Source organism: Ferrovibrio sp. (assembly GCF_036381655.1).
GTDB lineage: Bacteria > Pseudomonadota > Alphaproteobacteria > Ferrovibrionales > Ferrovibrionaceae > Ferrovibrio.
Genome location: NZ_DASVCJ010000059.1, coordinates 1 through 20,195, shown reverse-complemented (window position 1 = coordinate 20,195; position 20,195 = coordinate 1). Strand labels below are relative to the sequence as shown.

At 67.8% G+C, this 20,195-nt stretch carries 24 protein-coding genes; 11 read left to right on the top strand and 13 right to left on the bottom strand.

Annotation, left to right across the window (positions count from 1 at the left end):
* Positions 1-24: 24 nt before the first annotated feature.
* From VF194_RS11980 to VF194_RS11970, 3 genes are read left to right on the top strand one after another with little or no spacing between them, the layout of a single operon-like run.
* Complete coding sequence (locus VF194_RS11980) at positions 25-687, top strand: peroxiredoxin (RefSeq protein ID WP_330891267.1); 663 nt, start codon at positions 25-27, stop codon at positions 685-687.
* A 41-nt stretch (positions 688-728) separates the two neighbouring features.
* Positions 729-1,499: a hypothetical protein gene (locus tag VF194_RS11975; RefSeq protein WP_330891266.1), complete on the top strand. Its 771-nt coding sequence runs from the start codon at positions 729-731 to the stop codon at positions 1,497-1,499.
* Positions 1,477-1,629 (top strand): hypothetical protein, encoded by a 153-nt coding sequence (locus VF194_RS11970; protein ID WP_330891264.1) that lies wholly within the window; start codon positions 1,477-1,479, stop codon positions 1,627-1,629. Before VF194_RS11975 ends, VF194_RS11970 begins: the two co-directional genes overlap by 23 nt.
* A 36-nt stretch (positions 1,630-1,665) precedes the next feature.
* Here the strand turns inward: VF194_RS11970 and VF194_RS11965 are convergent, their stop codons facing one another.
* The gene (locus VF194_RS11965) at positions 1,666-2,286 is read right to left on the bottom strand and encodes a DUF938 domain-containing protein (protein WP_330891262.1); all 621 of its coding nucleotides are present in this window, start codon (positions 2,284-2,286) and stop codon (positions 1,666-1,668) included.
* A 55-nt stretch (positions 2,287-2,341) separates the two neighbouring features.
* Positions 2,342-3,631, bottom strand: coding sequence for an alpha/beta fold hydrolase (locus tag VF194_RS11960; RefSeq protein ID WP_330891260.1), 1,290 nt, complete (start codon positions 3,629-3,631; stop codon positions 2,342-2,344).
* A 299-nt stretch (positions 3,632-3,930) separates the two neighbouring features.
* Between VF194_RS11960 and VF194_RS11955 the strand changes: the two genes are divergently transcribed.
* Complete coding sequence (locus VF194_RS11955) at positions 3,931-4,293, top strand: hypothetical protein (RefSeq protein ID WP_330891258.1); 363 nt, start codon at positions 3,931-3,933, stop codon at positions 4,291-4,293.
* 309 nt (positions 4,294-4,602) lie between these two features.
* On the opposite strand, the gene VF194_RS11950 is transcribed toward VF194_RS11955, so the two are convergent.
* Positions 4,603-5,637: a methionine synthase gene (locus VF194_RS11950; protein ID WP_330891256.1), complete on the bottom strand. Its 1,035-nt coding sequence runs from the start codon at positions 5,635-5,637 to the stop codon at positions 4,603-4,605.
* 222 nt (positions 5,638-5,859) lie between these two features.
* On the opposite strand from VF194_RS11950, the gene VF194_RS11945 reads away from it, so the two are divergent.
* Positions 5,860-7,023: an acyltransferase gene (locus tag VF194_RS11945; protein ID WP_330891254.1), complete on the top strand. Its 1,164-nt coding sequence runs from the start codon at positions 5,860-5,862 to the stop codon at positions 7,021-7,023.
* On the opposite strand, the gene VF194_RS11940 is transcribed toward VF194_RS11945, so the two are convergent.
* Together VF194_RS11940 and VF194_RS11935 are read right to left on the bottom strand one after the other, a co-directional pair.
* The gene (locus tag VF194_RS11940) at positions 7,020-7,688 is read right to left on the bottom strand and encodes a LysR substrate-binding domain-containing protein (RefSeq protein WP_330891253.1); all 669 of its coding nucleotides are present in this window, start codon (positions 7,686-7,688) and stop codon (positions 7,020-7,022) included. The genes VF194_RS11945 and VF194_RS11940 overlap by 4 nt on opposite strands.
* Before the next feature lie 14 nt (positions 7,689-7,702).
* The gene (locus tag VF194_RS11935; RefSeq protein ID WP_330891250.1) at positions 7,703-7,807 is read right to left on the bottom strand and encodes a LysR family transcriptional regulator; all 105 of its coding nucleotides are present in this window, start codon (positions 7,805-7,807) and stop codon (positions 7,703-7,705) included.
* Positions 7,808-7,891: 84 nt separating this feature from the next.
* On the opposite strand from VF194_RS11935, the gene VF194_RS11930 reads away from it, so the two are divergent.
* Positions 7,892-8,866 (top strand): quinone oxidoreductase, encoded by a 975-nt coding sequence (locus tag VF194_RS11930; protein ID WP_330891248.1) that lies wholly within the window; start codon positions 7,892-7,894, stop codon positions 8,864-8,866.
* A 52-nt stretch (positions 8,867-8,918) separates the two neighbouring features.
* Here the strand turns inward: VF194_RS11930 and VF194_RS11925 are convergent, their stop codons facing one another.
* On the bottom strand, positions 8,919-10,193 hold the full coding sequence (locus tag VF194_RS11925) for an MFS transporter (RefSeq protein WP_330891246.1): 1,275 nt from the start codon (positions 10,191-10,193) through the stop codon (positions 8,919-8,921).
* Positions 10,194-10,464: 271 nt separating this feature from the next.
* Here VF194_RS11925 and VF194_RS11920 point away from each other — a divergent pair, with 271 nt between their 5' ends.
* Both VF194_RS11920 and VF194_RS11915 read left to right on the top strand, forming a co-directional pair.
* On the top strand, positions 10,465-11,394 hold the full coding sequence (locus tag VF194_RS11920; protein WP_330891244.1) for a LysR family transcriptional regulator: 930 nt from the start codon (positions 10,465-10,467) through the stop codon (positions 11,392-11,394).
* A 63-nt stretch (positions 11,395-11,457) separates the two neighbouring features.
* Positions 11,458-12,663, top strand: a complete 1,206-nt coding sequence (locus VF194_RS11915; RefSeq protein WP_330891242.1) for a M20 aminoacylase family protein — start codon at positions 11,458-11,460, stop codon at positions 12,661-12,663.
* A gap of 6 nt (positions 12,664-12,669) precedes the next feature.
* On the opposite strand, the gene VF194_RS11910 is transcribed toward VF194_RS11915, so the two are convergent.
* The 5 genes from VF194_RS11910 to VF194_RS11890 all read right to left on the bottom strand — a co-directional run bounded on the left by VF194_RS11910 (position 12,670) and on the right by VF194_RS11890 (position 16,019).
* Positions 12,670-12,912 (bottom strand): AbrB/MazE/SpoVT family DNA-binding domain-containing protein, encoded by a 243-nt coding sequence (locus VF194_RS11910; RefSeq protein ID WP_330891240.1) that lies wholly within the window; start codon positions 12,910-12,912, stop codon positions 12,670-12,672.
* Positions 12,913-13,154: 242 nt separating this feature from the next.
* Positions 13,155-13,577, bottom strand: a complete 423-nt coding sequence (locus tag VF194_RS11905; protein WP_330891238.1) for a hemerythrin domain-containing protein — start codon at positions 13,575-13,577, stop codon at positions 13,155-13,157.
* Between the two features lie 166 nt (positions 13,578-13,743).
* Entirely contained in the window at positions 13,744-14,241 is a 498-nt protein-coding gene (locus VF194_RS11900) for a hypothetical protein (protein WP_330891236.1), read from the bottom strand.
* A gap of 6 nt (positions 14,242-14,247) precedes the next feature.
* Positions 14,248-15,453 carry a 23S rRNA (adenine(2503)-C(2))-methyltransferase RlmN gene (gene rlmN, locus VF194_RS11895; protein WP_330891451.1) on the bottom strand — a complete coding sequence of 402 codons (1,206 nt, stop codon included), beginning with the start codon at positions 15,451-15,453 and terminating at the stop codon, positions 14,248-14,250.
* 2 nt (positions 15,454-15,455) lie between these two features.
* Positions 15,456-16,019 carry an invasion associated locus B family protein gene (locus VF194_RS11890; RefSeq protein ID WP_330891234.1) on the bottom strand — a complete coding sequence of 188 codons (564 nt, stop codon included), beginning with the start codon at positions 16,017-16,019 and terminating at the stop codon, positions 15,456-15,458.
* A 360-nt stretch (positions 16,020-16,379) separates the two neighbouring features.
* On the opposite strand from VF194_RS11890, the gene VF194_RS11885 reads away from it, so the two are divergent.
* Positions 16,380-16,913: a PAS domain-containing protein gene (locus VF194_RS11885; RefSeq protein WP_330891232.1), complete on the top strand. Its 534-nt coding sequence runs from the start codon at positions 16,380-16,382 to the stop codon at positions 16,911-16,913.
* A 6-nt stretch (positions 16,914-16,919) separates the two neighbouring features.
* On the opposite strand, the gene VF194_RS11880 is transcribed toward VF194_RS11885, so the two are convergent.
* Positions 16,920-17,828, bottom strand: coding sequence for a sterol desaturase family protein (locus VF194_RS11880; protein ID WP_330891230.1), 909 nt, complete (start codon positions 17,826-17,828; stop codon positions 16,920-16,922).
* A complete protein-coding gene (locus VF194_RS11875; protein ID WP_330891229.1) occupies positions 17,825-18,247 on the bottom strand; it encodes a hypothetical protein in 423 nt (140 codons plus the stop codon). Before VF194_RS11875 ends, VF194_RS11880 begins: the two co-directional genes overlap by 4 nt.
* 141 nt (positions 18,248-18,388) lie before the next feature.
* On the opposite strand from VF194_RS11875, the gene VF194_RS11870 reads away from it, so the two are divergent.
* Entirely contained in the window at positions 18,389-19,348 is a 960-nt protein-coding gene (locus tag VF194_RS11870; RefSeq protein WP_330891227.1) for a virginiamycin B lyase family protein, read from the top strand.
* A gap of 79 nt (positions 19,349-19,427) precedes the next feature.
* Positions 19,428-20,182, top strand: a protein-coding gene (locus VF194_RS11865; RefSeq protein WP_414656098.1) for an IS5 family transposase whose coding sequence is annotated in 2 segments (ribosomal slippage) — positions 19,428-19,749 and positions 19,749-20,182 — 756 coding nt in all. Because the reading frame shifts where the segments join, the coding sequence is not laid out codon by codon here.
* The last annotated feature ends 13 nt before the right edge of the window (positions 20,183-20,195 follow it).

Genomic DNA, 20,195 nt, shown 5'->3' with positions numbered 1-20,195 from the left:
CTGACTCAGCAAAGGGAGGACGACATGACTTTGCGCATTGGCAGCACGGCCCCGGATTTCACGGCGGAAACCACCCAGGGCAGGATCAAGTTCCATGACTGGATCGGCGACAGCTGGTGCATCCTGTTCTCGCACCCGAAGGACTTCACGCCGGTCTGCACCACCGAGCTGGGCTACATGGCCGGGCTCAAGCCCGAATTCGACAAGCGCAACACCAAGATCATCGGCCTGTCGGTCGATCCGGTCGACGACCACAAGCGCTGGGTGCAGGACATCAAGGACGTCACCGGCCATCTGCCGGATTATCCGATGATCGGCGACGACAAGCTGGAAGTGGCCAAGCTCTACGACATGCTGCCCGAGGAGGCCGGCGACAGCGCCAGGGGCCGCACGCCGGCCGACAATCAAACCGTGCGCACGGTCTATGTGATCGGGCCGGACAAGCGGATCAAGGCGATGCTGTGCTATCCGATGAGCACCGGCCGCAATTTCGACGAGGTGATGCGGCTGCTCGATTCGGTGCAGCTCACCGCGCGGCACAAGGTCTCCACGCCGGTGAACTGGCGGCCGGGCGAGGATGTCATCATCGCCGGCTCGGTCAGCGACGACGAGGCGAAGAAGATCTACCCGGGCGGCTGGAAGGCGCCGAAGCCCTATATCCGCATCGCGCCGCAGCCGCGCACGTAAGCGGGGGCCGCACGGCGACGAGGGCGGGGCGCGAGAAGCCGGTGGCCGGGGCGCAAGGGCAGGCCTCAGCCGATCCGGAGCGCGTCGCGATCCGTCGCGCAGGGATCGATCGTGACCGAGATGCGCCGCGCCGTCAGTCGGTAACATCCCTTTCAGGTGTGACTGACTCAGGGGGGATCATGCGACAGGTTGCAGCTGCGGCGCTGCTCTGTGCGGTTTTTCTGGCGGGCTGCGCCACGCGCCAGCAGGAGCCCTTGGCAGTCCCCGCCGGCACGAAAACGATCGGCGCCGCCATCGGCATCGGCGACACAATCACCTTCGATGATCTGGCGCATTTCGGTACCGGCTCGGTGTACGATGAGGCCGACGTCAAACAGTGGAAGCTGGACGAAGTTGTGTATGACGCGATCCGCCAGGCTGCCGGCAGCCGCTATGCCATCGTTCCGGCGAAGATCGACGTGGCGCGCCTCGGCAGCGGCCGGACATATTACACCAACTATTCCGAAGCCTTCGCCAAGGGCTTTGCGAAAACGCCAGCCATTTACGCCGAGCTTTTCAGTTCCCAAGACACAACCGATTCCGGTTATCCGTTCGACGCCATCGAGAGCGATGAGCCGGCCGATCTTTATCTGCTCGTTACGCCGGAACGGCTTGGCGGGCATGTCACCGGCGTGCATGGGCTTGGCATCGGGCGCCGGCCGGCTGTCATGGGCGTCGTCCACCGCAATTTCTGGCTTCGCGGCGGCGCTGGTGGACAAAGCGCAGCGCAGGGTCCTGGGCAGCGTTCCGGTGAGCGGCGAGCCCTATCGTGATATTCCGGGCGCGCTCTGGGAGGAAAGCCTGGCGGAGATGTCGGCGGAGCAGCAGGAGGAATTGCGCACCACGCTGACGCAGATGCTGCGAGAGAATATGGCGGCGACGCTGGCCAGGATTCAGTGGTAACCGCCGTTCTGCCGCGCGGAATTCGTTATCGGCCAGTCACGACCTCCGCCCCACCACCACCATATTATTTGCCGGCATCTCCATCACTTCCGCCAGCGCCAGACCGCAGCGTTCCGCCAGCGGCTGCACCTCCGTATCCAGGCAGCGCACGCCCCAGTCCGGGTTCCGCGCGCGCAGGAATTCGGCATCGAATTTCGCGTTGCTCGGCGCCGTATGCGCGCCATGCCGCTTGAACGGGCCATAGAGAACGAGCGGCGCGCCGGGTCCGAGCAACCGCGCCGCCCCGGCCATCAGACCTTCCGCTGCCGACCACGGCGCGATGTGAATCATGTTGCAGCACAGGATCGCATCGGCCGCTTCCAACGGCCAAGCCGGCGCCTGCACGTCCAGCCGGATCGCCGGCCTGATGCGATCGCATCCGCTCTCTCGCGCATGGCCGTCGATATCGGCGAGCGCATCCGCGTCGTAATCGCTCGGCTGCCAGATCCAGCCGGGCAGGCGCGGCGCCATGAAGGCGGCATGCTCGCCGGTGCCGCTGGCGATCTCCAGCAGCAGGCGCGGCGCCGCGTCCGTCGCCGGCGGCAGGATGCGCTGCAACGCCAGCAGAATCGGCTCGCGGTTGCGCAAGGTGGCGGGAGCATGTCTAAGGCCGGGCATGGCCGCAGGCTAGCAAAGCCGGGGCCGCCGTCACGGCGCGGCCGGCATGATCGCGTCAGACCGGCGCTTCCCGCGCGGCTTCCTCAGTCCTGATCTTCACCTCGCTGTGCAGCGTCCTATGCACCGGGCATTTGTCGGCGATCTCCAGAATCCGCGCGCGCTGCTCGTCGCTGAGCTCGCCTTCCAGCCCGATCGTCACGCGGAATTCGTCGATATGGCCGTCCTTCGTCTCGCAATCGGCGCAGTCCTCGGCATGGATGCGGTCATGCACCACATGCACCCGCGTCCGCCTCAGCGGCAGATTCTTGCGGTTGGCATAGAGCCGCATGGTCATCGCCTTGCAGGCGCCGAGCGCCGCCGCCAGCAGATCGTAGGGCGCCGGGCCTGAATCGCGGCCGCCCATGCTCTGCGGCTCGTCGGCCATGATCGCGTGGCGGCCGATGCGGATGCGCTGCTGGAACAGGCCCTGGCCGGTTTCCTCCACCAGCACGCCGGGCTCGCTCGCCGCGCCCGCATCCTCGGCTGCCCTATATTCGGCTGCCGCCGCCTCGGCCGCAGCGTCCGCAGCCGCCGCAGCGGGACTCGCCAGATAGCGCGCCGCCCAGGCGGCGATCACGCCGGCGACGTAATCGGCATCCTCCGCCCGGCTCAGGAAGTGATCGGCCCTGTCCAGCGAGACGAAGCTTTTCGGATGCCTGGCCGCCAGGAAAATCTGCGAGGCATTGTCGATGCCCACCACGCCGTCGCCCGGCGCATGCAGCACCAGCAGCGCGCGGCGCAAACCGGCGATGCGTTCCTTCTGCTTCTGCCGGCGCAGATCGTCCAGCAACTGTTTGCGGATGGTGAATTGCCGCCCGCCCAGGCTGGCCCTGGCCTCGCCGTCGGCCTCGATCTGCGGCACATGCTGCAGGAAGGCATGCTCGACATGGGCGGCATCGAACGGCGCGCCGATCGTGGCCACCGCCTTGCATTCGGCGATCTGCGCCGCGGCGGCCAGCACGGCGGCGCCGCCCAGGCTATGCCCGATCAGCAGGGCCGGCGCCCGATGCATCCGCCGCAGGTAATCGGCCGCCGCGATCAGGTCGGCCACGTTGGAGGAGAAATTGGTGCTGGCGAAATCGCCGCCGCTGCCGCCCAGGCCGGTGAAGTCGAAGCGCAGGGTGGCGACGCCGCGCGCGGCCAGGGCGCGCGAGACCTTCACCGCCGCCGGCGCATCCTTGCTGCAGGTGAAGCAGTGCGCGAACAGCGCGAAGGCGATGGGCGTGGCATCGCCAGCCGGCATTTCCAGGCGCGCGGCGAGCGTTGCGCCCGAAGATCCGGCGAATTCCACCTTGCGGCTGTCCATGGCTGTCTCCTGCAATCGTCCGGTGCAATCGTCTGGTGCCAATCGCCGGGCCGGAATCGTCTGGCCGGGCAAGCCGCGCGGTGCGATTTCGCCGCGCCGGCCCTAACAATTTCGCTCCCGCGCCTTATATTGAAGGGATCATAGACCGGCATGTCGGGCGCTGCCATGCGCCGCGATCCCCGCCTTTCGTCGCAGCTTTCGTCGCAGCGGCGCGATCGCATCGGTAATGACGCGCCGGCATCTCCGGCATTCCACACCAGGGATTCCACAGCACGGATTCCACACCAGGGAGCAGATCATTGGCACAGGGTATATCCGCCGAGGAAGCGCGGCGCCGCGCCGAGGCGCGTTTTCAGAAAATCAGCCAGCGCGAGCAGGAAGCCGCCGCCGCGCTCGCCGCCGAGGAGGCGCGCAAGAAAGCGGTGGCCGACAAGATCGAGCGGCTGCGCGGCCTGCGGCTCGCCAAGGAGGCCGAGGAGCAGGCCGAGGCCGAGCGCGCCGCGCAGGCCATCGCCGAGAAGATCGCCAGCGGCGCCGCAGCCGGCGACGGCAAGGCGTCGGGCAAGGCGGCCCGGGCCTCCAAGGCTGCCGCGGCCAAGACCGCAAGGCCAGCAACCGCCAGGGCTGGGGCCGGGCGCAAGCGCAAGGCGGAAGCGCTCTGATCCGAATACAGTTCCGAAGGCAGCGGCCTGAATACACCCGTATTCTCCGCCTGTCCGCCGCCCTCTTGACAAAAAGCCTATAATCCCTATATGTTCTCGAGAGCGGAATCGCGGGATTCCAGCCTTTTCGGGTTCGGACAGCGCCGGATAAGGCGGCATAAGTCGGAATAAGGGCCTAAGCCGCAACGGTCGAAAACGGTCCGGAACGGGCCGCAGCGGTCGAAAACGAGCCGCCACGGTCCGCAGCGGTCCGAGCCGGACCGCCGCGGCCGCGGCAGGGATTTTTACGACGCGTCTTGTCCTGGGATTTTACGCGAAGCGCTCGCGCGCCAGCCGGGCGCCGGCGCCCAGGGCTTCGAGCTTCCGGCGCGAGACCTCGAAATCCAAAGGCGCCAGGCCGCAATTGGTGCAGGGGATGATCTTCTCCTTGGGCACGAACTGCATGGCGGTCTTGATCGTCTCGGCGACCTCCTCGGGCGTCTCGACCTGATCGGTGGCGACGTCGATCACGCCGACCATCACCTCCTTGTCGCCAAGCAGGCTCATCAGCTTCGGCGGCACTTTCGAATTGCGGCATTCCAGCGAGACCTGGTCGATGCGGCTTTTCGCCAGCGCCGGGAAGAAATCCTCGTACTGGCGCCATTCGCCGCCCAGCATCTTCTTCCATTCGATATTGGCGGTGATGCCGTAGCCGTAGCAGATATGCACCGCGGTCTTGCAGCTCAGCCCGTCGATGGCGCGATGCAGCGCCTCGATGCCCCAGCCGGCCGCCGCCGTGGTATAGGCGTTGAAGGCCGGCTCGTCGAACTGCACAATGTCGACGCCGTCCTTCTCCAGCGCCCGCGCCTCCTGGTTCAGCAGGTCGGCGAAGGCCATCGCCATCTTGATGCGGTCGCCGTAATGCTCGTCGGCGATGGTGTCGATGATGGTCATCGGCCCGGGCAGGGTGAATTTCAGCTTCTTTTTGGTATGCGCGCGGCACAGCTTCGCCTCCGCCTCATGCGCGCGCCCCTTCATGGTCAGCGCGCCGACGACGCGCGGCACCATGGCCTTGTAGCGGTTGTCGCGGATGCCCATCTCCACCTTGTTGTGGAAATCGATGCCGTCGACGAATTCGAGGAAGCCATGCACGAAATGCTGGCGCGACTGTTCGCCGTCGCCCACCGTGTCCAGCCCGGCATCCTCCTGCAGCTTCAGCCACAGAAGCGTGGCGTCGCGCTTGGCGGTTTCCAGTTCGGCGCCCTGCTGTTTCCATTGCGGCCAGAGCTTGTGGGTCTCCGACAGCCAGAACGGCTTGGGCAGGCTGCCGGCGGCGGCAGTGGGGAACAGGGTTTGCTGGGCCATGATGTTTCCTCCCGGACGTAAGCCGGGAAAGATTAGCAGGCCGGCCGCGCCGGTGGAATGCGTCGGCACGCGGCGGTTTTAGCATCGGCGCGATTCCCAAGGACGGCCGCGTCATCCATGTGATCGGCCCGTGACAAGCACGGGCGGCTGTGACAACCGCGATCGGACGCATGACGGCGGGCGGCGGCGCACCCATATACCGGGCCTAACGCGAAAAAACACATGCGCCGTCTCCAGCATCTCGATGGGCTCCGCGGTTGGGCCGCCCTGTTCGTCCTGTTCCACCATGTCGCGCGGGCTTTTTTGCCGGCGGGCAACAGCGCGGCCGGACAGGACCCGATCCTGGCGCCATTCACCTTCCTGACCGACGGCCCGCTGGCGGTGTCGATCTTCTTCATCCTGTCCGGCATCGTGCTGGCCGCCGCCGTCGATGCGGCGCGCGCCGGCGCCGTGCCGCCCAGCCTGCCCGGCCTGATCGTCAAGCGCTGGCTGCGCCTCGGCCTGCCGATCCTCGCCGCCGGCCTGCTGGTGCCGCTGCTCTTCGCCTTCGGCGCCAACCAGGCCGGCGCGGTCGCGGGGGTGACGCATTCCGCCTTCCTGCGCGACTTCTTCCCGGCCGGCTATCAGCCGAGCGTGCCGCAGGTGATCCGCGAGGCGGCGGTTGGCGCCTTCGTCGGGCCCGATACGCCCGAACACGATCCGATCCTGTGGACGATCCGCATCGAATTTCCCGGCTCGATCCTGGTCTTCGCCCTGAAGCTGTTCACGCCGCGCGGCCGGCCTACCGTGATGGCGGCGCTGATCGCGGCGGTGGCGCTGACGCTGCTGCCGTTCTGGATGGCGCATTTCTGCGCCCTGTTCGCGCTCGGCGTTGCCATGCGCGAGATCGCCGCCCATGAGAAGCGCAGCGAGTGGTTCGCCGAATGGCACGATGTCGCCGGCTTCGCCATGATCCTGCTGGGCCTCAGCATCTACCCGCTGCTCGATGCCGAGGCGCATGGCCTGATGCGGCGGCTCGGCGGCCTCGTCGATCCGATCGGGCATATGAGCCAGTTCACCATCCGCTCGGTGCTGGTGGTCGGCGGCGTCATGCTGTCGCCGACGATCCAGCGCTTCCTGAGCAACGCCGTATCGACCTTCCTCGGCAGGATCTCCTTCGGGCTGTATCTGCTGCATGCGCCGCTGCTCTGGTCGCTCGGCGGGCTGACCTACCTGCAGCTCTACTGGCGGCTGGGGCAGAAGCCGGCCGCGCTGCTGGCCGGCGCGGCGGTCGCCGTCGCCGCCTGCATCGCCGCCAAGCTGTTCCATCACGCCGTCGAAAAGCCGGCCATGAAGCTGGCCAGCCAGGCCGTCATGCGGCGCGGCGTCGTACTGCGGCGCGGCTAGGCCGCCGCCTTGCCCGCCAGCAGCGGCTTTTCCCGCTCGAACAGCGCGATCAGGTAATCCATCGCGGCGCGCACGCGCGGCGCCCGGCGCAGATCCGGATGCACCAGCAGCCAGACCTCGCGGTCCGCCGCGGCGCCGGCCTGGGCCAGGCAGACGAGTTTCGCATCCGCCGCGCCGAGGAAATGCGGCAGGGCCGCCACGCCCAGTCCGCTGCGGGTCGCCAGATAAAGGCTCGCCAGGTCGTTGGCGGCAAAGGCCAGCGGCCTGCCCTCGGCCTGGCGCAGCAGCCAGCGCTGCTGCGGCACATGGTCCAGGCTGTCGTCGTAGCCGAGATAGTCGAACGTTTCGGGCTTGCGGCGGCGCAGATAGTCGCGCGCGGCGTAAAGCCCGTAGGCGAGCAGCCCGAGCCGCCGCGCGATCAGGCCGCTATCGGCGGGCTTGAGCAGACGGACCGCAAGATCGGCTTCGCGGCGGCTCAGATTGGCGCTGTCCTTGCCGCCGATCAGCTCCAGCCGGATGCCGGGATGGGATTTGCGCAAATCCACCAGCCGCGGCGCGATGAAATGGCTGGCCACCACCGGCGGCGCCGCGAGGCGCACGCTGCCCTGCAACTGACCGGCGGCGCCGCTCGCCTGGCGCTGCAGGGCGATGGCTTCCGCCTCCATGCGCTCGGCATTGTTCAGCAGGGTTTCGCCGTCGCCGACAGCGACCCCAGCCGCGCCAGTTCGAGGAACACGCGGATATCGTCCCAGTCCATCGCCGAACCACCTGTGCACAAATCCACAGAAGCTCTGATTTTATATCATCTTCCGTGCTTTTGCCGCAGCCTTAATCTGGTCCGACAACCGCACGAAAAAAGGAGACGATCATGGTGCGCGTCATTGCCATGGAACGGGCCGGCGGCCCGGATGTGCTGCGTTTGGCCGAGCGCGATCTGGCCGCGCCGGGAAGGGGCGAGGTGCTGCTGCGCCAGGCGGCGATCGGCGTGAACTTCGTCGATATCTATCACCGCACCGGCCTCTATCCGCTGCCGGCCTGGCCGGCGGTGCCGGGCATCGAGGGCGCCGGCACGGTGGAAGCCGTGGGCGAAGGCGTCGATGCGCTCAAGCCGGGCGACCGCGTCGCCTATATGGGCCTGCCGGTCGGCGGCTATGCCGAGGCGCGGCTGCTGCCGGCCGAGCGGCTGATCAGGCTGCCGGACGCCGTCTCGCTGGAAACGGCGTCGGCTGCGATGGCGCGCGGCGTGACGGCGCATATGCTGCTGCACAGGGTCTATCCGGTCGGGCGGGGGAGCACGCTGCTGGTGCATGCCGCCGCCGGCGGGCTGGGCCTCATTCTGGTGCAATGGGCCAAGGCGCTCGGGGCCACGGTGATCGGCGCGGTCGGCTCGCGCGGGAAGGCGGAGCTGGCGAAGCGGCATGGCCTCGATCATGCGATCCTGTACCGGGAGAGCGATGTTGCCGCCGAGGTCCGCGCGCTCACCGACGGCCGCGGCGCCGATTACGTCATCGACGGCATCGGCGGCGAGAACTTGCGCAAGGATTTCGACTGCACGCGGCAGTTCGGCACGATCGCCAGCATCGGCGAGGCCGGCGGCTCGATTCCGCCGATCGACGTCTTCGAGCTGGGGCCGCGGCGCGCGCTGTGTCTCGCCCGCCCCAGCGTGATCGCCTACAGCATGGACCGGCAGACGTACCGCATGGCGGCGGCGGCGGTATTCGAGCGGCTTGCCGCCGGCTTGCGGATCGAGATCGGCGCGCGCTTTGCGCTCGAAGAGGCGCGCCAGGCGCAGGAAGCGCTGCAGGCGGGCCGCACCACCGGCTCGATCCTGCTGCTGACCTGAAACAAAAAGGGCGCCGCCATGGCGCCCTTTCGTCCTCGCTGCTGCGCCGGCTTCATTCCGCGGCGGCGGTCAGCGCCGCCTGCTGGTTCAGCACCCGCTCGGTCGGCCGCGTATTCATGAAAAGCTGCATGATGCCGGCCGCCGCGCCGATGCCGGCGGCCAGTTGCCAGGCCAGGGTATACGAGCCGAGCGCATCGTAGATCACGCCGCCGCCCCAGGCGCCGAGGAAGCTGCCGACCTGATGGCTGAAAAAGGCGATGCCGGTCAGCGTCGCCAGGTAGCGGATGCCGAAGATATGCGCCACCAGGCCGTTGACCAGCGGAATGACGCCGAGCCACAGCGTGCCCATGATGGCGGCGAAGATCAGCGTCGAGGCATTGCTGACCGGCATCGAGAAATACAGCGCGATGGCGACCGAGCGCAGCAGGTAGATCAGCCCGAGCAGCCAATGCTTGTGATAGCGGTCGCCCAGCCAGCCGAACAGCCAGGAGCCGAACACGTTGAAGGCGCCGATCACCGCCAGCGCCTGCGCGCTCAGCATCGGATTGGCGCCGCAATCGGCCAGGAAGGTGGGCAGATGCGTGGTGAGAAACACGAGCTGCAGGCCGCAGACGAAGAAGGCGCTGGCCATGACGATATAGCCGCCATGCCGGCCGGCATCGGCCAGCGTGGCGCGCATCGATTCGCCGCTGCCGCCGGCCTTGGCATCGACCGGCACGTCGTCGGCGCGGCCGCCGAACAGCGCCGCCGGCAGCATCACCGCCGCCAGGGCGACGAAGGCGAACATCGCCATCTGCCAGCCGCTCGCCTGGATCACGCCCTGCGCCAGCGGCGCGGCGACGAAAGTGCCGATCGAGCCGGCGGCCGAGACCAGGCCGAAGGCAAGGCTGCGCCGCTCGGGCCGCACCACCTTGGCGGCGATCTTGGCGGCAATGCCCGACGTTGTGCAGGACAGCGCCACGCCGATCATCACGCCGGCGCCCAGGGTGACCATCCAGGCGGCGCTGGCATAGGCGGTGACGAGCAGGGCGGCGGCATAGAGCGCGCCGCCGAACACGGCGATCAAGCGCGTGCCGAAGCGGTCGACCAGGGCGCCGGCGAAGGGCTGCGTCATGCCCCAGACGATGTTCTGCACCGCCAGGGCGAGCGCGAAATCGGCCGCCGAGATGCCGATGTCATGCGTGATCGGCTGCATGAACAGGCCGAGGCTCTGGCGCATGCCCATGGCCAGCGACAGCATGACGGCGGCGCCGGCGAGAATCGAAATGCTTTGCGCGCGGTTGAGCGAGGGGTGGTGGAAGGAGGCTGCGGCGGAGGCGGTCGTCATGGAAGGCTCTTTTATCGTTGGTATCGTCGGTCGTCTCGGGCGTGGCGATGATGCGGTGCGGTCTGCGCGAAGTCCAGAAAATCGAAAAGTCCAGAGAATCGAAAGTCCAGGGGAGCGATTGTACCGGTGCATTATGCGCTGACGCCGGTCCGGATTGGGCCGGCGCAGGGTGAGAATAGTATCGGCAGAAATGCGAAGAAGATGGTAAATTCGCCAAGCCTCTGCGCATATCTGCGCAGACGGCGAGAGCGCCGCAACCTGGAACCGCGCCATGTCCGCCTCTTCCGCCAACGCCATGCCGTCCTGGGACGACATCCGCTTCTTCCTCGAACTCGGCCGCCAGGCCTCCCTGTCGGCCGCCGCGCGGCGGCTGAAGGTGGATCACTCGACGGTGGCGCGCCGCGTCGCCGCGCTGGAACGCCGGCTCGGCCTGACCTTGTTCAACCGGCTGCCGCGCGGCTATGCGCTGACCGAGGATGGCGAGAAGCTGCTGGCGAGCGCCGAGCGCATGGAGGCCGAGATGCTGACCCTGCAGCGGCAGGCCAGCGGCGGCGTCGCCCTGCAGGGCAATGTGCGCATCAGCGCGCCGCCGCTTTTCGCCAGCCATTTCCTGGCGCCGCGCATGATCGGCTTTTTGCGCGCCAACCAGGGCATCCGCATCGAACTGGCCGGCGATCCGCGCCTGGTCGATCTCAACCGGCGCGAGGCCGATCTGGTGCTGCGCATGGTGGCGCCGACCGACCACAACCTGGTGGCGCGCCGGCTCGGCATCGTCGGTTACGGCCTGTATGGCGCGCGGGACTATCTCGCCCAGACCAGGCCGCAGGACCGCATCTTCATCGGCTACGACGACAGCATGGGCCATATCGAGCAGCAGCATTGGCTGATGCGGCAGGCGAATGGCCGCCCGCTCGCCTTCGTGTCCAACGACATGACCAGCCTGTATCAGGCCGCCCGCGCCGGCATGGGGGTGACGGTGCTGCCGCATTATCTCGGCGCCAGCGATCCGCTGCTGCGCCGGCTGGCGACGAAGGATCCGTCCAGCGAGCGCGAGCTGTGGCTGGCGGTGCATCCCGACCTGCGCCGCGCGCCGCGTATCCGCGCGGTGATCGACTATCTGGTGGCGCTGATCGAACGCGAACGCCGCCTGCTGCAGAAGGGCGGATCGCACAGAAGCGCGGCGAAAGGCGGTGGCGCGTGAGCCTGCGGGCTTGCCAATGCAGCGGCCTCATGCTGTGCTGGCGCCATCCCCGGCAAGAAAGACATGGCCCAGACGATGACCCAGGATCTATTGCGTAACTTGCAGGCCGACCGCGCCGAATTGACCGCGATCCGCCACGACATCCACCGCCATCCGGAAACCGCCTTCGAAGAGAACCGCACCGCCGACATCGTCGCGGCGAAGCTGTCCGAATGGGGCATCGCCGTGCATCGCGGCCTGGGCAAGACCGGCGTGGTCGGCACCCTGGAAGGCAGCAGGCCGGGCCAGCGCGCCATCGGCCTGCGGGCGGACATGGATGCGCTGAACCTGCAGGAGCTGAACGACTTCGCCCATCGCTCGGTGATCGACGGCAAGATGCATGCCTGCGGCCATGACGGCCATACCACCATGCTGCTCGGCGCGGCCAAGCACCTGGCGCGGCACCGCGACTTCGCCGGCAAGGTGCATTTCATCTTCCAGCCGGCGGAAGAGGGCGAGGCCGGGGCGCGCGCGATGATGCAGGACGGGCTGTTCGAGCGATTCCCCTGCGATGCCGTCTACGGCATGCACAACATGCCGGGCATCCCGGCCGGCCAGTTCGCCATCCGGCCCGGGCCGATGATGGCGGCCAGCGATACCTGGAGCGCGGTGTTCACCGGCACCGGCGGCCATGGCGCCATGCCGCATATGGGCACCGATCCGACCATGCCGGCCGCCGCCTTCATCACCGCGACGCAGGGCATCGTCGGCCGCAACGTTTCGCCGCAGCATGCCGCGGTGGTCAGCGTCGGCCATATCGCGGCGGGCGCCGCCGGCTCGCCGAACGTGATCCCGTCTCAGGTCACCATCCGCGGTACGGCGCGCAGCTACACGCCGGCCGACCGCGACCTGCTGGAGCGCCGGCTGGGCGAACTGGTGCAGGGCATCGCGGCGGCGCATGGCGTCAGCGCCGAATACGATTATCTGCGGCGCTATCCGCCGCTGGTCAACGCGCCGGAGCAGACCGCCATCGCCATCAAGGCGGCAGAGGCCACCGTGGGCGCGGCGCTGGTGGACGGCAATACCGAGCCGCTGACCGGCGCGGAGGATTTCGCCTTCATGCTGGAGCGGAAGCCCGGCGCCTATATCCTGCTGGGCAATGGCGGCGCGAAGGAAGACGGCGGCTGCCACTACGTGCATACGCCGCATTACGACTTCAACGACGCCGTCACGCTGACCGGCGTCGCCTACTGGGTCAATCTGGTGCAGGCCGAACTGGGCGGCCTCTGAGCCGTCTCAATGTCCGAAGCGGGCGTAGCGGCTGCGCATCGCGTCGGCCAGGGCGCGGTCGCGGCCGACCGAGCTATGCCCGGTCGCCGTCTCCTTCACCGGCTTGAGCTCGCCGTTCAGCGGCCGCAGCAGGAGGCCGTCGGGACGGTCCTCGACGACGAATTCCGTGCCGGCATTCCAGTGATGCGCATCCAGCATTTCATGCGGCAGGCAGAGTTTGCCGCCCTTTTCCAGTCGTGTCGTCGCCATGGTCGCCTCGCGTCGGTAAACGGCCGGAGCGCGCATGGGCTCGGCCAAGCGGTTGCGGTTCAGGGGGCGCGTCCGGGGCTCCGTAGTGGAGCGCGAACCGGGTTAGCACACAAGAGGGTAGGAGTGCCAACCGGGCCGTCCATGCGCCGGGCATGACGGAATGACGATAAAGGACGGCAGCCGGAGCGGCTTTCCGCCGCTCCGGCCGATGATCGAGGCCGCATCGCCGCGCGGCGCGGCCCTCAGCCGAGCACCTGGTCGGCGAGCGGATAGAGCTCGCGGTCCTCGCGTTCGATACGGGCCCTGAGCCGGGCGAAGATCTGGCGCGCTTCCGGCAGGAAGCGGTCGATCTCCCTGTGCAGCGCGCCGGATGTCCGCCAGCGCTGCCAGAATTCCATATAGGACTTGTAGAGGTCGCCCATCTCGTTTTGATAGCGCGTGGCCATCGTCGCCAGATTGCGATCGCCCGCCGCCAGCAGCGTCGGATAGAGCGTATGGTCCTCGACGGAAAGGTGGGTCGACAGGCGGCTGGTGAATTCCGCCAGCAGGCGCGTCAGATCGCGCGCCCAGCTTTCGCCCGCCGTGTTGTGCAGGCTGTGATGGACACGGTCGAACAGCGCGTCGAGTTCGATATGGTGCAGGCGATAGCGTTCCGTCGCTGACATGCGATTCTCCTTTTTTCGTTCCAGCGAATGAGGGGTGAGGTCGGAGATATGGCACGCGCCAAAAGAAGTAAAACAGATGTATCTTTAAATCGGCCGGAAGTTTGACGCAGAGCAAACGCGCGATGCGGTGAGTGCCGTCTGGATGAAAAAAGGCGCGCCGCTGCGCTCAGCGCACCACGCCGCCGAGCTTGTCCAGCACCTTGCCGGTCGATTGCTGCACTAGCAGCACGTCGGGGCCGGCGACATAGCGCTGCGTATCCGGCCGGCGCGGCGGCAGATCGCGCACCAGCGGCCCCGGCAGGCGGGGCAGGTCGGCGATCTGCGCCGCCGTCAGCACGTCGCCGATTTCCGGCGCCTTCTCGAAGCTGGCCGGCGCGGCGCGGGTGTTTCTCTTGCCGCGCGCGGCATGGCGGCGGTTACCGTATTCCTTGTCGAAATAGAAGGGAATCAGCCAGCGTTCGGTCCGGTTGAAGGCGATCGCCTCATTGATCGGCGCTTCGGCCGCGGGCGGCGGATTGACCGGAATCGGCTCCGGCGTCCTCGGCGCCGGCGCCTGCATGACCTGCGCACGCGCCGGCGGCGCGGCGAGCAGCCCGGCCGTCAGCCCGACCATCAGCCCGATTGCCAGGGCGGCAGGGGCGAACGGGCCGGAACGGTTTGCCATCGGCGTTCAGACGGCGGCCGCGGCGGCAGCGGCGTCCTTGGCGGCCTGCTCGCGCAGGATGTCCGCCTTGCTGCGCTTGACGCTGGCCGATTTGAGCTGACCGCAGGCGGCCATGATGTCGCGTCCGCGCGGCGTGCGCACCGGCGAGGAATAGCCGGCATTGAAGACGATGTCGCTGAATTTGCGGATCGCCTCGTCGCTGGAGCATTCGTAAGGCGCGCCGGGCCAGGGATTGAACGGGATCAGGTTGACCTTGGCCGGAATGCCCTTCAGCAGCCGCACCAGCTCCTTCGCGTCCGCCGGGCTGTCGTTGACGCCCTTGAGCATCACGTATTCGAAGGTGATGCGCCGCGCATTGCTCAGGCCCGGATAGGCGGCGCAGGCCGCCAGCAGGTCCTTGATCGGATATTTCCGGTTCAGCGGCACGATCTGATCGCGGATGTCGTCGCGCACGGCATGCAGGCTGATCGCCAGGTTGACGCCGAGTTCGGCGCCGCAGCGCCCGATCATCGGCACCACGCCGGCCGTGCTCAGCGTGATGCGGCGCCTGGAGATCGCGATGCCCTCGTTGTCCATCACGATCTTCAGCGCCTTGGCGACGTTGTCGAAATTGTACAGCGGCTCGCCCATGCCCATCATGACGATGTTCGACAGCATGCGGCCTTCCGGCGGCGAGGGCCATTCGTTCAGATGATCGCGCGCCAGCATGACCTGGCCGACGATCTCGCCGGCCGACAGGTTGCGCACCAGCTTCATCGTGCCGGTATGGCAGAAGCGGCAGGTCAGCGTGCAGCCGACCTGGGACGAAACGCAGAGCGCGCCGCGATCCTCCTCCGGGATATGCACGCATTCGGCCTCTTCGCCGTCGGCGAATTTGAGCAGCCATTTGCGCGTGCCGTCGCTGCTCTGCAAATCGCGCGCGGCCGCCGGCCGGCCCACCGCGAAGCGTTCCGCCAGCGCCTCGCGCATCTCCTTCGACAGCGTCGTCATCGCGGCGAAATCGCGCGCGCCGCGATAATAGATCCAGTGCCAGAGCTGATTGGCGCGCATCTTCGCGGCCTTCTCCGGCGCGCCGCCCGGCACCACGCCGGCGGCCAGCAGCGCCGCGGCGATCTCCGCCCGCGTCAGGCCGACCAGCTCGACGCGGCCATCGGCCGCCGCCGGAACGGCGCGCTCGCGCGCGCTCACGTCAGGAACGATGGCGGCTGCCAGGCTCAAGAGGTCGCTCCGCCGACATGGCAGGCCTTGTCGATGGCATGCAGCGCCGCCGTGAAGCCGTTCAGATCGTAGGTGTCCGTGGTCTTGGTGCCGCGCGTCGATTCGCCTTTCACCACCAGCGTGCTGCCCTTGCGGAACAGCTCGACCAGCTTCTGGTCGGTGGCGGAATCGGCGGCCCAGGCGGCTTCCTCATGGGTGAACATGTCGATCGTGGTGTTGCCGACGATCGCCTGGGCGGAGACATTCTCCTTCAGCGGATAGCCGAAATAGATGCTCACCTCGTTGCGGATCTTCTCCTTCGGCTTATGCGTCACCAGGATGTAGATCTCGCCGCGCTTGGCGCCCACCGGCAGCTTCTTCTCCGGCACCGAATACAGATAGCAGAGCTTGGCGCCCTTCTCGGTGGTGTATTCGTAGGCGCTCCAGCTTTGGAAGCTGCCGATCTGCCTGGTTTCGCTCTGCGACTCGGTCTTCTTGCTGGCCGCGGCCAGGCCGGCGGCGCTGGAGCCGAGAAAAAGGAGGAGTGAGGCGAGCAGCAGGGCTGCCGGTCGGTGTGCCATCTTGTCGGTCATGGCGCGAAGATAACCATCGCGGGCGGCGATTTCCACCCTGGAGTCAAACTACCCCCGCCTTGCCCGGCCGCCCGATTCGGCCCGGTCCGGCGGCACGGTGAGGTCGCAGCCCGGCCCGCCAGGCGCGGGAGGGGAAGAAAGCCGCTGGCTTTTCGAATCTTAGACGATACTTATGGGTTGCTCTAATCCCCACCAGGTTGTAACTCATTGAATCTCGGCGAAAATTATCTGACTGTTCGTTCACGTTCGAGAGTTATTAACCTTTTACCTGTTCGTCTGGTTGTGTTTACCGTTCCTCAATCTACCAATTCCGTGGCAGGCCTATCTCTTCCCTTCGCCGATGATCGCGTGCTGCTCAACCTCGCCGCCTACTGGGCCGGCAAGCGCAGCGGTGGACGGCTGCCGCCGCGCCGGGCGATCGATCCGCTCGACATGCCGCGCCGCCTGCTGCCCTTTCTCACCCTGGCCGAGCCGGTCGGCGATGGCGTCGTCCGCTTCCGCCTGATCGGCACCGAACTGACCCAGCGGGCCGGCCGCGACGATACCGGCAAGACCAGCGCCGAGACGCTGAGCGGCAGCTACCGCGACTATATCGAAAGCCTCTATGCCACCGTGGCGGCCGAGGCGCGGCCGCTTTATGTCGAGACCGTCCAGGCCTGGCCCGAGGAAGGCATGAGCCGCATCCGCCGGCTGCTGCTGCCGGTCACCCGCGACGACCTGTCCGGCGATGTCGCCTTCGTGCTGGGCGCGCAAAGCTTCGGCCCGGCGCCGGAAACGCCCGGCCGGCAGCGGCCGCCGATGCAGCAGCAGCTCATCGCCGTCGAGGCGCTGGAAAAGGGCGTGCTGCAGGCGACCTTCCGCGGCCTGCTCGATCCGCCGTAAATCCGGCTATTGCGCGGCGGCCTCGTTCTGCGCGGCGCGCCATTGCGCCCGCAGGGCATCCGAGGTCGCGCCCCGGCCGTCCGGCCGCCAGCCGGGCGGGCCGAAGACATAGCCCCAGGCCGCGCGCAGGTTCGGCGCGCGCCGCAGGTCGCGGCCGATCTCGACCCATTCATGGAAGGCGATGCGCAGCGGATTGAAGCTGCCGAGATTCTTTACGATCCCGTAGCGGCAGGGCTCGGCCGCGTCCTCCGCCGCGAAGCTGCCGAACAGCTTGTCCCAGACGATGAAGATGCCGGCATAGTTGCGGTCGAGATAGCGCGGGTTGGTCGCATGATGCACGCGGTGATGCGAAGGCGTGTTGAACACCGCTTCGATCCAGCGCGGCAGGCGGCCGATCTGCTCGGTATGGATCCAGAACTGATAGACCAGGCTGACGCCCTTCTGGAAGACGATCAGCGCCGGCGGAAAGCCGACGAGCGCCAGCGGCAGCCACAGGACCCAGGTCAGCGCGAGATTGCCTGTCCAGGTCTGCCGCAGGGCGGTCGAAAGATTGTAATGCTGCGAGGAATGGTGGTTCACATGCGCCGCCCACCAGATGCGATGCTCGTGGCTCAGGCGGTGGAACCAGTAATAGACGAAATCCTCGGCGAACAGCAGCGCCAGCCAGGTCCAGCCGTTGAAGGGCAGATCGAACAGCCGCCAGCGATACGCCGCCTCCAGGCTCCACCAGATGACGCCGGCGAACAGGATGCCCTGCACCAGGTTGACCAGCCCCATGATCAGCGAGGCCGCCGTATCCTTCAGCTCGTAGGCCGGCTGCCGGCGCCAGCGCGCGATCAGCACCTCCAGCACCGCCAGGCCGACGAAGGCGGGAATCGCAAGGATCACCGGATCGGGCAGCATCGGCGAGGTCACTGCGGCAGCTCCATCAGATGGCGCTGCCAGCGGCCGGCGCCGGCGGCATCGAGCCGCAGGTGGAAATCGGGATGCGTGAAGGCGCGGGTGGCAAGCGTCAGCCGCACCGCGCCGTCGGACAGCGGCGTCAAGGTCACGGCGATGGTCTCCCCGGCGGTCAGCTTGCGTGCGGCCAGTCTGGCGCCGCTGACGAAGACCACGGCGACATGGCCGCCGTCGTCGCGCGCCAGCGCCGTCCTGCCGTCCTGCGAGACGGCGATCTCGCCGGCCGCGAAGCCAAGCTCCGGCGCCGCCAGCGCGGCGGCCGCATCGTCCGCGCCCGCGATGGCCGCCTGCCGCCTGCCGCCGGTCAGCCAGACCAGCAGCAGGATGGCGGCGATGCCGCCGAGCGGCAAAGTGGGATCGAGCGGCAGGTCCATGCCGCCAGTATATACCGGCCCGGCGCCGCTAGATGACAAGTTTGCGAGCGGGGCCTGCCGGCCATTGCCGCGGCGCAGCGGAACGCTAGCTCGTGCTGCGCCCGACCAGCGCCGCCCGCAGGCCATATCATGGAGGAGATCATGCGCGGATCACTGGCTGCCGTCATCCTGCTGCTGGCCGGCCTCGCCCTGCCGGCGCGCGGCGCAAGCCTGCGGTATTATCCGCTGCCCGACGGCGCCGGCCCGCATGACGTGGCGCCCGCGCCCGACGGCGCGGTCTGGTATACCGCGCAGGCGGCGGGCGCCCTGGGCCGGCTCGATCCGCAAAGCGGCCAGGCCGAGCAGATTCCGCTCGGCAAGGGCTCGGCTCCGCATGGCGTGATCGTCGGCCCGGACGGCGCGCCCTGGATTACCGATGGCGGGCTGAATGCGATCCTGCGCGTCGATCCGCAAACGCGCCAGATCAGGCGCTGGCCGCTGCCGCGCGAGGCCGGCCAGGCCAATCTCAATACCGCCGTCTTCGACAAGGCCGGCATGCTGTGGTTCACCGGCCAGGCCGGCCTTTACGGCCGGCTCGATCCGAACAGCGGCGCGCTGAGGGTCTGGAATGCGCCGGGCGGCCGCGGGCCCTATGGCATCACCGTCACGCCGTCCGGCGACATCTATTACGCCTCCCTGGCGGGCAGCCATATCGCCCGCATCGATCCCGAGAGCGGCGCGGCGACGGTGATCGAGCCGCCGCCGGAATTGCGCGGCGCGCGCCGCGTGTGGTCGGACAGCCGCGGCCGCGTCTGGGTCAGCGGCTGGAATAGCGGCCAGGTCACCGTCTACGATCCGGCGGCCGGCTCCTGGCAGGGCTGGAAGCTGCCCGGCCCGCAGCCGCAGGTCTATGCCGTCTTCGTCGACGACCGCGACAAGGTCTGGCTCAGCGACGTCGCCAACAACGCGCTGGTGCGCTTCGATCCGCTGACCGGGCAGTTCACGCCGTTCGTCTCCGATCAGGACGGCGCCTATGTGCGGCAGATTCTCGGGCGGCCGGGCGAAGTCTGGGCGGCGGAATCGGGCGCCGGCCGGCTGGTGGTGATCCGCGGCGACGACTAGGGTGTGTCGTCAATTATGGGATTCCCAAAGTATTGAATGAATGATTCATAGGAGGTCGCCTGAAGCGAGGGGGCGACCGATGCGGCGATATGGACTGACCGACCGGCAGTGGGAAGTGATTTCCGGCTTACTGCCGGGGCGCAAGGGGCATGTTGGGGCGACGGCCCGAGACAACCGGCTGTTCGTCGAGGCGGTGCTGTGGAAGTACCGGGCTGGCGTGCCGTGGCGCGACCTGCCGGAGCGGTTCGGCGACTGGAAGAACGTGCACCGACGGTTCAGTCGCTGGGCGCAGAGCGGGGTCTGGGACCGGATATTCGAGGCCCTGACCCGTGACCGGGACAACGAATATCTGATGATCGACAGCACCATCGTACGGGCGCATCAACACGCCGCCGGCGCAAAAGGGGGGCCGCGGATCGGCAAGCTCTCGGCCGTTCCCGAGGCGGACTGAGCACCAAAATCCATGCCCTCGTCGATGCGCTCGGCCGCGTCGTCGACATCGCCCTTTCGCCCGGCCAGGCCGCCGACATCACCGCTGCCCATGGCCTTCTGGATGGTCGCCGCTTCGGTGGCTTGATCGCCGACCGCGCCTACGACGCCGACCATCTCACGCAGCCGTTGCGCCAAGCCGGCACCGCCGTCGTCATCCCCTCCACTCGCAGCCGCCGGACGCCGATCCCGCACGACCGCGACCTCTACAAGCAGCGTAACCGCATCGAGCGCTTCTTCTGCCGCCTCAAGCAGTTCCGAGCCATCGCCACCCGCTACGACAAACGAGCCGACCATTTCGCAGCAGCCACAAAGCTCGCCGCCGCCATCCTCTCATACAATTGACGACACACCCTAG

Coding starts and splice junctions, on each gene's coding strand:
- VF194_RS11980 (WP_330891267.1), top strand. CDS start 25: ATGACTTTGCGCATTGGCAGCACGGCCCCGGATTTCACGGCGGAAACC.
- VF194_RS11965 (WP_330891262.1), bottom strand. CDS start 2,286: ATGCCCGGCCTTAGACATGCTCCCGCCACCTTGCGCAACCGCGAGCCG.
- VF194_RS11960 (WP_330891260.1), bottom strand. CDS start 3,631: ATGGACAGCCGCAAGGTGGAATTCGCCGGATCTTCGGGCGCAACGCTC.
- VF194_RS11950 (WP_330891256.1), bottom strand. CDS start 5,637: ATGGCCCAGCAAACCCTGTTCCCCACTGCCGCCGCCGGCAGCCTGCCC.
- VF194_RS11945 (WP_330891254.1), top strand. CDS start 5,860: ATGCGCCGTCTCCAGCATCTCGATGGGCTCCGCGGTTGGGCCGCCCTG.
- VF194_RS11940 (WP_330891253.1), bottom strand. CDS start 7,688: ATGGAGGCGGAAGCCATCGCCCTGCAGCGCCAGGCGAGCGGCGCCGCC.
- VF194_RS11930 (WP_330891248.1), top strand. CDS start 7,892: ATGGTGCGCGTCATTGCCATGGAACGGGCCGGCGGCCCGGATGTGCTG.
- VF194_RS11925 (WP_330891246.1), bottom strand. CDS start 10,193: ATGACGACCGCCTCCGCCGCAGCCTCCTTCCACCACCCCTCGCTCAAC.
- VF194_RS11920 (WP_330891244.1), top strand. CDS start 10,465: ATGTCCGCCTCTTCCGCCAACGCCATGCCGTCCTGGGACGACATCCGC.
- VF194_RS11915 (WP_330891242.1), top strand. CDS start 11,458: ATGGCCCAGACGATGACCCAGGATCTATTGCGTAACTTGCAGGCCGAC.
- VF194_RS11910 (WP_330891240.1), bottom strand. CDS start 12,912: ATGGCGACGACACGACTGGAAAAGGGCGGCAAACTCTGCCTGCCGCAT.
- VF194_RS11905 (WP_330891238.1), bottom strand. CDS start 13,577: ATGTCAGCGACGGAACGCTATCGCCTGCACCATATCGAACTCGACGCG.
- VF194_RS11900 (WP_330891236.1), bottom strand. CDS start 14,241: ATGGCAAACCGTTCCGGCCCGTTCGCCCCTGCCGCCCTGGCAATCGGG.
- VF194_RS11890 (WP_330891234.1), bottom strand. CDS start 16,019: ATGGCACACCGACCGGCAGCCCTGCTGCTCGCCTCACTCCTCCTTTTT.
- VF194_RS11875 (WP_330891229.1), bottom strand. CDS start 18,247: ATGGACCTGCCGCTCGATCCCACTTTGCCGCTCGGCGGCATCGCCGCC.
- VF194_RS11870 (WP_330891227.1), top strand. CDS start 18,389: ATGCGCGGATCACTGGCTGCCGTCATCCTGCTGCTGGCCGGCCTCGCC.